This is a genomic window from bacterium, from assembly GCA_021372515.1.
Lineage (GTDB): Bacteria > Gemmatimonadota > Glassbacteria > GWA2-58-10 > GWA2-58-10 > JAJFUG01.
In genome coordinates, this window is the sequence record JAJFUG010000029.1 from 56,690 (window position 1) to 67,349 (window position 10,660).

Annotated in this window: 5 protein-coding genes; 1 reads left to right on the forward strand and 4 read right to left on the reverse strand. The window is 60.2% G+C overall.

Going from position 1 to position 10,660, the window contains the following annotated elements; genetic code table 11:
* Positions 1–35 precede the first annotated feature (35 nt).
* The gene (locus tag LLH00_02580) at positions 36–3,248 is read right to left on the reverse strand and encodes a TonB-dependent receptor (GenBank protein ID MCE5270150.1); all 3,213 of its coding nucleotides are present in this window, start codon (positions 3,246–3,248) and stop codon (positions 36–38) included.
* Positions 3,249–3,355: 107 nt separating this feature from the next.
* Positions 3,356–4,519 (reverse strand): right-handed parallel beta-helix repeat-containing protein, encoded by a 1,164-nt coding sequence (locus LLH00_02585; GenBank protein ID MCE5270151.1) that lies wholly within the window; start codon positions 4,517–4,519, stop codon positions 3,356–3,358.
* Between the two features lie 717 nt (positions 4,520–5,236).
* Between LLH00_02585 and LLH00_02590 the strand changes: the two genes are divergently transcribed.
* Positions 5,237–7,546 (forward strand): tetratricopeptide repeat protein, encoded by a 2,310-nt coding sequence (locus tag LLH00_02590; protein MCE5270152.1) that lies wholly within the window; start codon positions 5,237–5,239, stop codon positions 7,544–7,546.
* Between the two features lie 619 nt (positions 7,547–8,165).
* Here the strand turns inward: LLH00_02590 and LLH00_02595 are convergent.
* Entirely contained in the window at positions 8,166–8,558 is a 393-nt protein-coding gene (locus LLH00_02595; protein ID MCE5270153.1) for a hypothetical protein, read from the reverse strand.
* A 946-nt stretch (positions 8,559–9,504) separates the two neighbouring features.
* Positions 9,505–10,660, reverse strand: a 1,156-nt coding sequence (locus tag LLH00_02600) for a sigma-54 dependent transcriptional regulator (protein MCE5270154.1), incomplete at its 5' end; no start/stop codon positions are given.

A 10,660-nucleotide genomic window follows, 5' to 3' on the forward strand; every position in this document is an offset into this window, starting at 1 on the left:
CAAGCCTGAGGTCCAGGCCATCGCCTCCAGCATCTTCAGAAAGAGAACTCAAGTCCCGTGCGTATCTGACGGGCCATGCCCCAGAGGCGCTTGTCCATCGTCTGCTGGATGAAATCGCTGGCGATGGCCCCCATCGCGGCTTCCTTGACCGTGAGTATGCCGTCGCCGTTGAAATCCGCGTTGAACCGGGTGCGATTGAAATCAGTCTCGGACAGATCCTCCCACTTCAGGTCTACGCCGCCGGTGACACTCGAGTAGTCGTCGAGATGATAATTGCTGGGATAGGAGTGGTTGTTCCGGTGATTGAGCACATTGAATATTTCCGAGAACACACTGAGGTTTCTCGTCCCGCCGAGACGGAAAGTCTTGCTCACTCTCAGATCAAGATTGAGGTCCCAGCGCCCGCGGAACGCGTTCAACCCGTGGAGGCCGCTGTAGGTGATCGCCGAGGGGTCCTCCTGTCCGGCATAACCGTAAGCCATGTCGTTGGGACCACCGTTGGCCACCAGCGGCTGCCCGCTCTGGAGCTGGAGAACCGAATACACCCGCACATTTCCGAGCACCGTGTTGGCCAGGGTCCCGCTTCTGTAATCCTCCGGGAACAGGTAGTTGAACTGACAGGTCAACTTGTGGGTGCGGTCACCGGAAATCGGGGCCAGAAAATCGGGCGGGACATAGATCTGGTTTGAGGAGGGATCGTAGTTGCCCACGAAACTGCTTTTATTGTACGCGCTGCCGGTGGTGCGGGAAAACTGAAGGGTGTATTGCATGTTGATGGAGTAATTATTCGAGAAACGCTTGCGCAGCGAAAAATCCACACCCTTGATGTTCCCGTTGTCGCGGTTGACATAACCCTGGGTCCAGTCGCGTATCTCGTATCCAAGATGCCAGGCGTTGTAATCCTCGAAAAAGGATTTATTGGACAGGTTCCCGTCCACGTCGCGGTAGTACGCCACCACATCGAACAGCAAGTCGTTGGTCACCAGGTAGCTGAGGCCGGTTTCATAGGAATCGGTGCGGGAGTACTCCAGACCGCCGGGGTTGGAACTGGAAAACATCATTTCCATGCTGGGCAGCTGGGTGAACACCCCGTAGCTGAAACGCAGCTGCGACTTGTCGGTCACCGGGAACGCCACGTCGAAACGCGGCGACCACTCGTACAGGGTGCGCGGCCTCACGTAATCACCGTACTGGTCGAGTGAGGTGATTCCCCAGTTGGTGTTATGCTGGAAAGTGTCATAGCGCAGGCCGTAGTCGAAAACAAAGTCGCCGAGGTCGGTCCGGTTCTGGATGTAGGCGGCGTACATCGACGGTTTGTAGCGGAACTCGTTGATCGGGTTGCGCCGGTCGGTGGAAACGCTCTGACGGAAACGGTGATTTTTCAGATCGATGGACTGGAAGCCCAGCTTGGCCCGGTTCATCCGGTTGATCTGGAAATCGAGGTCCATCTTGAAATTGTTCTGGTCCTCACGCAGGTACTGGTAGTTCATGTAGTAGAGCGAGGTCCGCTCGACATCCAGGGGCGTCTCGTAGGGAGTGTTGTTCCTCCAGGTCACCAGGCCGTCGGGCAACAGTTGCGCCCGCAGATCCTTGGTGTTGAGCCCATCCCGGCCGGGCCAGGTCTCTACCTCGAACTGAACATCGTGCGCCGACCAGCTCATGAATGTATCGCGCTGCCAATTGGTCTTGGGGTTGGCGTTGGTGATATCCTGAGAAGCGACATCCAGATACCGGATCTGGAGAGTCGCGCTGCGGTTGGCGCTTCTGAGGAAATCCCAGTCCAGCCCGAACATCAGGGTATTCATCCGGGTTCTTCTGGCGTTAGACGTGTGGATCAGAATCTCGTCTCCAGAGCCAAGGATACCGTTGAACCAGGGGCTTTGATCCCAGGTATTGCCATAGAGGTAGTCGAAATTGTAGGCATTGCGATTGATGATGCCGTTCTGGAAATAGTCGCCGTCGGCGCTCCAACCCTGTGGATTGGAATCCTGGCTCCGGGACCAGTTCTCGGAAACGAACGTTTTCACCCCGCTGACCGGAGCATAGGTGACCTTGCCAGAGATCAGGGTCCGGTCCGCCCAGTTGCCGGGCAGACGCACCGGGTTCGAGGGTGAAAACAGCGACGCGTCGGCCCCGGCCTTGGAGGCGTAGAACTCCCGGCCGGTCCGGAACATGTCGAGTGTGTATGGATTGCTTTCGCCGCCCAGCACGGGATCGTTACGCACCGAGCCATTCAGGCGGTCCACGAAAGTCTGGTTGATACCCCGGAAACCCTCATCGGCATGGGTGGCGAAATTGTCCGCGAAGCCCTGAATTTCACCGGAGCCGTGGAAGAAAAGGTTCGGAACGATTTTCACCGGGCCGCCGATATCGGCGGTCATCTGGTTGTAGCCCCAGTCGGAGGTACGGGGGTTGATTTCATCGGTCGTGTAGTTGAATACGCCTTTGAAATCCGGGCCGCCCTCTTTGGTGACGATGTTGATGATGCCGCTCTGTGCATTGCCGAACTCGGCCTGGAAACCTCCGGTGATGATATCGACTTCCTCGACCGCGGAGGTGGAAAGCTCGAGCGGAGTGGCGTCCGTGGAGGTGGAGCCGACCTCGGTGTTGAATATCCAGCCCGTGCCTGTGCTGAACGGGTTGGCGGTGTAATTGCGGACCATCACTCCGTCCACCACCATGCCCTCTTCACCCAGGCGTCCGCCGCGGATACGCAGTCCGCGGGACTCGGCATCCTGCCCGCCGATCTGCACCCCGGCCTGGAGTGTCATGGCCTGATCCAGATTGGTCAGCGGTGTCTCATGCAGGTCGCTGCTGGTCAGGCGCTGTTTGCTGACAGTCTGGTCGCGCGGCAGAAGTATCTCGCTTTCCCCTTCCACCGTTATGCCGTTGAGCTCAACCACCGAGGAGCTGAGCGCTGAATTGATCGTGGTGGTCTGACCGGCGAGAATCAACTGGTCGGCGATCGTGGTTTTCTGGTATCCGGTATAGGTGAATGTGATGCTTCTTCTTCCAGGCGGGACGTTCAAGATGAAATAGTAACCATCATTGTTGGTCACATTGCCCAACCGTGTGCCATCCACAAGCACTTGGGCGCCCACCAGGGGCTGACCGGAATCATTGTCCCTTACAGTGCCTTCGATCTTGCCCGTGCTGAGCTGCGCCGAGGCCACGGTCACCAGCATACAGACGAACAGGACCGCGCTCCCAGCGATGGATGCGTACCGTCTGAACGTTTTTTGGAGCATTATCCCTCCCCCAGGGTTAGGAGTACGAATCAGATCAAATGAGACGCCCGTTTCATTGTTTCATACGCGATCCTTTGCATTCGTTGGCAGCTTGAAAGAAAGAAGAATCAGGGGTTGTACTCGTCGGCGCCTATGTCGGAAAGCGCGCCGGCAGGGCGGGGCTGACCGTCGTAATCGTCCTTTACCAGATCGAGTGGAGCCGCTTTGTCGAGCGCTTCGGCTGCTCCGGCGCTCAGATGCAGGTCACCTTTTTGAGCCGCGACAAACCAATCGCTCCTGGCGTTCGTGACATTGCCTTTGAGATGGGCCGGGTTCTTGCCGCTCGGCCGATAGACTGCTTTCTTCTGCCTCAGCTCCGGGCTCCAGGGATCCAGGGCCAGGGTATCATCCACCGCCTGGAACGGCCCGTCGGTCAGGTTGTAATAAATCTCGCCGGAGGAGATGTTGTCCCCGTACAGGATGGCGTAGGGGGCGAAAGAATTCTGGATGATGGTGTTGTGGTAAATCTTGTAATCCGGTGTATATCCGACCTCGATTCCAGCCCCTCCCCCCGGCTCGTCCCGATAGATGATGTTGTTGCGGATGAGGCTGCCGCGATGGGCATAGGGCAGTTCCCCGGAGAATATCCCGGCCCCGATAGCCACGTCGCAGTTGTAGAAATAATTCCGCTCGATCAGCGCCCCCTGGCTCCCGCCGAAAAACAGGACCGCCGAGCCGCACAGCTCACCCACCGGTCCACGGATACGGATAAACTCGTTGTCCCGAACGATCCAGTCTTTGGCCAGAAGGACATCCACCCCGTTGGTGTACCAGTTCTTGGAGCGGTCCGTGTATTCGAACCGGCAGTATTCCACCAGGCCGCTGTCCGCGCTCTCCTCTGTCTTGGGATTGAAAGTGCCTTTCAGCATCTGCTCGCCGCTGTCCAGGAAATGGACATTGTAGACATGCAGGTTTCTGGAGCCGTATTCCCCCTGGATCTGAATAAGGTGGTACCAGGAATCGGCCAGGGTCAGGTCGGCGATCAGAATGCCGACCGATTTACGGATCCGTATTACGTGTTCCACTTTGCCGTAATCCTTTTCCCGCATGCCTTTGCCGCGAATCACGACATCGTCGCGGTTGCCGGAGGCGCCCCGTATCGCCACGTTATCCGGCCCGTTGATTATCAGCGTCTCGGTCAGGCGGTATTCACCCGGTTCCACCAGGATCGTCGTACCGGAGACAAGCTCGCGAACCGCCTGCTGCAGGCCCTCGACATCCGACACTCGCACCACATTTCCCTGGGGCGGCGGCAAAGAGGGGGCTTTGGCAGGCCGACCCGCGGCACAGACACGTGTTGCTGAAAGGGATATCACAAAAGCGTTAATTAAAAGAAGGCCAATCAATTGCGTCGCTCTTAAGACGAATACCTGTCTGCTGCCACATTCTATCCTTGAGACCATGGCTGTCCTCCAGTTGCTCGGGTGATCTGATTGATGCTCTGAATTGCGCTTTCAAGAGAAGGCAAAAGAAGTGCCGCAGCCCATGGCTTGACTAACTGCTTGCAAAGAAGTGGACTCGGGCTGCCGGACAATGCGAAAACTGTCTCGTTCTTGAATCAGTGTTTCAAACGTGAGACACTTCTGAGCCAATTCGCCACGAGATCGAGATTGCTTATAAATAGGAGGAAACCGGTGCCGTCCGAAGACCTCAACACAGAACAGATGACAAATACCTGGAGCGGTTCCGCAGAAGTAAGGACTGGAATGGATTTCGCAGGGCCGTTGATAGTATGGCATACTATCCTGCGTACCGGAGCATTGATCTCCGGGCCAGGGATCTGTGCCGGGGAGTATTCGCCCGAAGTCTCAATCGCGGAAATGTCTCAGCCGTGGAAAGAAGGATGAAAAAGCAGTTGCACAAGAATGGATAGACTCTTTAGCTTTAAACTTCTGAATATCGGCCGCGTTCATTTCACAGAGACAGACCGGAAACAGGAAAGAAATACTGTGGCGGGAAAAAGAGAAAAAAGAGCCCCGAGGACCAAACCCGCTCCGGACCTCCACCGGACCAGCTTACGGCAGAAACTGATCCTGGTGGCTTTCGGGCTGGGAGTGCTGGTCGTGGCCGAGCTGGCGCTGCACCTGATTCCGGAGCCTGGAGCATCCGGCGTCCCTGGCGACCCGTTCGTCGGGTTCAGCCGTCTGCACCCGCTGTACGAGAGTTACCGGGCGTCGGACGGTTCCCTGCGGATGCGGACCGTGCCGGATAAGCAGAAGTGGTTCAATGCCGAGGATTTCAGTGCGGTAAAAGCGCCCGGGGATTTTCGCATTATCAGCCTGGGCGGCTCCACCACTTACGGCCGGCCTTATGGAAATACAACCTCATTCTCAGGTTGGCTGGAGCGACTCTTGAACCGCTGCGCTCCGGCTGGCCGGCACTACGAGGTGATCAATGCCGGCGGTATAAGCTACGCCAGCTACCGGGTTACCGTGCTGCTGGATGAGCTTCTGGCCTATAAGCCGGACCTGGTGATAATCTACACCGGCCACAACGAGTTCCTGGAAGCGCGGACCTATGGCCGGCTCCTGGAGCAGCCGGCAAGTCTGATCGAATTGCGCAGCCTCCTGAACCGTATGCGCCTCTACCGTCTCCTCAAGCTGGGCCTCGGGAAAATCCGCCTTGGCGCGGAAAAGAAGGAACCGTCCGGACAGACAGACGGGCGCAGCCTGCTCAGTCCCGAGGTCGAGACCCTGCTCGACCGCAGTGCCGGGCTCGACTACTACCAGCGTGACAGCCTTTTCTCCAGCGGCGTTTTCGAGCACTTCCGCTACAATGTGGATCGCATGATCGAGCGCTGCCGCCGGGATGGAGTGCCGGTGGTGTTCTGCGATCCGGTGGACAACCTCAAGGATTTCTCTCCGTTCAAGAGCCTGCATTCGCCCGAGCTATCAGCCGAAGGACAGGTGCGGGTCGAGGGCCTGCTCGGCCAGGCCGGAAAAGCTCTCGGGCAGAACCGGTCAGAGGAGGCGCTGACGGCGTTGACAGAAGCGGAGCGGCTCGATCCGCTCTACGCCCGCACATTTTTCCTGCTCGGACGCGCCCGGCTCGACAACGGGGACACGCTGCAGGCGGCCAGGGCTTTCCTGGCGGCCCGCGAGCTTGATATCTGCCCCCTGCGCGCCCAGGAACCGATCCACCGGGCGCTGCGTGAGGAATGCGCGAAAGAGGGGGTCCCGCTCCTTGCTCTGCGGCCGCTTTTCGCCGCACGCTGCCGGGGCGGCATAATCGGCTCGGAAATCCTGGTCGACCACATCCATCCCAACCCCCGCGGCAACCTTCTTATCGCCGGTGCGATAGCCGGCTGGATGCAGCGGGAGGGCCTGGCGCCGGAGTACTCGCCACCGGATGGAGAGACCGAAGAAAGACTGTACAGGGCGGTAATGGACTCGCTGCCAGGGGAGTATTTCAGCCGCGGAGTGCTGAACCTGGTGAAGGTGCTGACCTGGGCCAGGAAATTCGAGGAGGTAAAAGCGATAACCGCGCAGCAGACACAGGCCCTGGAGGGAATCGCCGAGGCAGACTACCTTCGCGCCACCGCGCTGGAGGCGGACGGCCGGCTGGAGGAGGCCCTCGAATGCTACAGGACAACCCTGCGCGAGATACCCTGGCACCGCAATTCGCTGAATCAGGCCGCGCAGATCTGCGAGCGGCTGGGACGGCTCCAGGAGGCCGAGGCCACCTACACCCAAGCCCTCCAGCACTACCCGGAGGATGTTCCGCTGCTGGCCAATTACGGGATATTCCTGGCCCGGCTGGGACAACGGGAGCATGCGATGGAGAGGCTCCAGCGTGCCCTGGAGCTTCAGCCGAACTCCACCGAGGTGCTGGACAACCTGGGTTTTCTCTGCATCCTGGAGGGGGATTACCCACGGGCGTATGAGTACCTGAAACGCTCACTCGAGGTAAATCCGGTGGACGCGCAAGCCTGGCATTACCTGGGCCTGGCGCACTTACAGCAGGGCAGGCTGGCCGAGGCGGAGCGCGAATTCCTCGAAGCGGTACGTCTCAACCCGCAGCACGACTCGGCGCGCAACAACCTGGCCAACATCTACCTTCGCTCCGGCCGCTTCGGCCAGGCCGAGGAACAACTGAAATTCGCCCTCCTTGTGAGCCAGCAGCGCCCCGAAACCTGGGTCAACCTCTGCCTCCTGTACCGCAACACAGGACGAGACAGCCTTTTCCGCGAAAATCTGGCGCAGGCGTTGGCCCGTTTCCCTCAGGATCCGCGCTTCAGAAAAATGGCACAGGGCAAGTAATCCCCTGCACCAGGTTTAGCTCTCCGCAGAACGTGATTATTCCTTAAGCTTTACAAACCAGTGCCTTTGATGATCGTATTAAGCACCAGCCTGACATCCGCAGCCCCGGGCAGGCCTTTGCTCAGGGACCATAGTATAATTGAGATGAACAGAGGAATAAGGGGACCAGATGCCTGCCAAGCCTGGTGCGGAAGTCATTCTCAACGATATCAAGCGGAATATCCGCACGAAGCACCGTGCCGAGAAGGATTAACATCGTGCTGGAAGGGTGGTGCGGCGAAGAGGGTATAGCGGCCATCTGCAGCCGGGAGTGGATCAATCCCAGCCTGTATTGTCGCTGGAGCAAGGTGTTCCTGTAGCCCGGGAAGAAGCGCCTGCCGGGCTATACTCAGCGCGGGGCCGTCAGGTCAGAACTTGTCTCTTAATTTTGATCACCATCTGTCCAATATGTTCTGACGACATACAGTTGTCATGATTCACTTTTCATTCATGACTGCCCTATCTGAAGGGGTAATTGATCTATTATAAAGCAGGTAATATGAAAGCAGGTACATGGCGGCCTGTGATGAGATTGAATACTCGACCGTCTGAATGATATCCGGAACGGGTGAGCAATCGCTCAGAAACGCAGTGTGAAACAAGTTTCCTCGTCCGGCCGCGACTGGACGCTGATCGATCCCCGGTGCAGGCGCATGATCTGGCGCGCCAGGTTGAGGCCGATCCCGGAGCCACCCGGCTTGGTGGTGAAAAAGGGGATGAAGACTTTCGGCTTGACCTCCTCCAGTATCCCGGGGCCGTTGTCGCAGACACGCAGCACCGGCCGGCTGCTCGCATCCAGCCGCGCCGCCACCTCGATCCGCCCGTCCTCGCGCCCCTCAAGGGCCTGGATCGCGTTCAGCACCAGGTTGATAAGCACCTGCTCGATCAGGGCCGGGTCGGCGGTCAGCTCCAGGCCCTCCGGGTCGCTCGAACAGGCCAGTTCTATCCCGCCGTCGGCCAGGCGACGGCCCATCAGGCTCTGCACCCGGGCCAGCAGCTCCGCGGCCGGGACAATGCGGAACGAGGGTTTCGGGATGCGGGTCATCTCGCGGTAGGTGTCCACGAAATGCAGCAGGCCCTGGCTGCGTTTCTGGATCGTGGCCACCGCCTCCCGCACATCCGCCAGGGTCTCGGCCGCCTCCTCCGGCCCTTCCGGGGCGGGCCAGCGCTCCAGAAGGCCGTTGGCCGTGCCGGCCAGCGAGCTGATCGGGGTGATCGAGTTCATGATCTCGTGGGTCAGCACCCGGACCAGGTTCTGCCAGGCCTCCATCTCCTTTTCCTCCAGCTCGGCCTGGATGTTCTGCAGCGAGACCAGGGTGTAGACCTTGCCCCGCATGCGCAGCTCGGTGGCCGAGAGCGACAGGCAGCGGGTCTCGCCCTCGTCCTCCAGCCGCACCAGGGCCTTGGCCCCGGCCTTGAGGCCCAGCAGGCTGTCCACCAGGCGCCCGCCCAGGGGTTCCAGGGCTTTGATGTTGTTCAGGTTGCCGACCTTGAGCAGGCGCAGCGCGGCGTTGTTGACCAGCTCCACGGCGCCGTCCGCCCGGAAACAGAGCAAGCCCACCCCCACGTGCTGCACCACGGTCTGAAGGTAGCGGTACTGCTCCTCCTTCTCGGCCCGGGCGCGGCTGAAAGCCTCCAGCACCTCGCTGAAACTGCTGCGCAGCTCATCCATCCCGGAGCCGCCGGCCCCCAGGCTGAAACTCTGCGAGAAATCGGCGTGGCGAATGGCTTCCAGGAAACGGGCCAGGTTCCGGTTGGCCTGGTCCAGGTACAGGAAAAGCGCGTAGGTCTGCCAGGCGGCCAGGGCCAGAAGAAGCACCGCGGTGGCGTAGAAATTCGTGTTCAGCAGCAGTAAAAACAGCCCGCACAGGGTGAGGCAGAGAAGCAACAGGCGCAGCAGGCAGAGGGCGCGGAAATTCTTAGAGGCCATATTTTTCCAGCCTCCGGTAGAGGGCGCTGCGCGTGTAGCCCAGCTCGCGCGCGGCCTTGGAGATGTTGCCGCTGTGCTTTTCGATCGCTTTGCGGATCACCAGCCGCTCGACCCGGTCCATGTTGTAGTCCTCGAACACCAGGCCAGCGCTGTCGCGGCTCTCCTGCCCGGCGCAGGTGAAACTCTCGGGCGGCAGAAGGCTTTCCTCACTCAGGATCACCGCCCGCTCCACCGCGTGCCGCAGCTCGCGCACGTTGCCCGGCCAAGCGTAGCGCTTGAGCTTTTCCAGGGTGGCCGGGGCCAGACGCTTGGCGCTCTTGTGGTATTTGCGGCAGTAAAGGCCGAGGAAATGCTCCAGCAGCAGGGGCAGGTCGCCGGTGCGCTCGCGCAGCGGGGGAAGGTGGATTTCCACGGTGTTGACCCGGTAGAGAAGGTCCTGGCGGAACTGGCCGCGCGCCACCTGGGCGTGGATGTCCTGGTTCGTGGCGCAGATCAGGCGCACATCCACCGGCAGCGGCTGGTTGGAGCCCAGGCGGGTCACGGTGCGGCGCTCCAGCACGGTGAGCAGCTTGGACTGCAGGGTGAGCGGGAGGTTCCCGATCTCGTCCAGGAACAGCGTCCCGCCCGAGGCGATCTCGAAGCGTCCGGCCCGCGCCTGACGGGCATCGGTGAAAGCGCCTTTCTCGTGCCCGAACAGCTCGCTCTCGAACAGGGTCTCGCTCACCGCGCCCATGTCCACCGAGATGAACGCCTGGTCAGCGCGCCGCGACTGACGGTGCAGGGCGCGGGCGATCAACTCCTTGCCCGTGCCGTTCTCCCCCAGGATCAGCACATCGGCGTCCGTGCCCGCCACCTTGCCGATAGTCTCGAACACAGCCCGCATCGGGGCCGACACTCCCAGAAGGCCCAGGAACGGCCGGTCGAGGTCGGCGCTCAGTTGGCTCTGCTGCGAGCGCAGACGGCTCACCTCGCGGCGGGACAGACGCAACTGCATGGCCGCCGAGAGCGTGGCCAGCAGTTTCTCGTTGCGCCAGGGCTTGAGCACGAAATCCACCGCCCCGGCCTTTATCGCCCGCACTGCCATGTCCACGTCGCCGAACGCCGTGATCAGGATCACCACCGCCTGGGGGTCGAGCTCCAGTATC

Coding starts and splice junctions, on each gene's coding strand:
- LLH00_02595 (MCE5270153.1), bottom strand. CDS start 8,558: ATGGGCCGTCGCCTGGCCGACGGCGGGATAGAACTGGCCTGTTCGAGC.
- LLH00_02580 (MCE5270150.1), bottom strand. CDS start 3,248: ATGCTCCAAAAAACGTTCAGACGGTACGCATCCATCGCTGGGAGCGCG.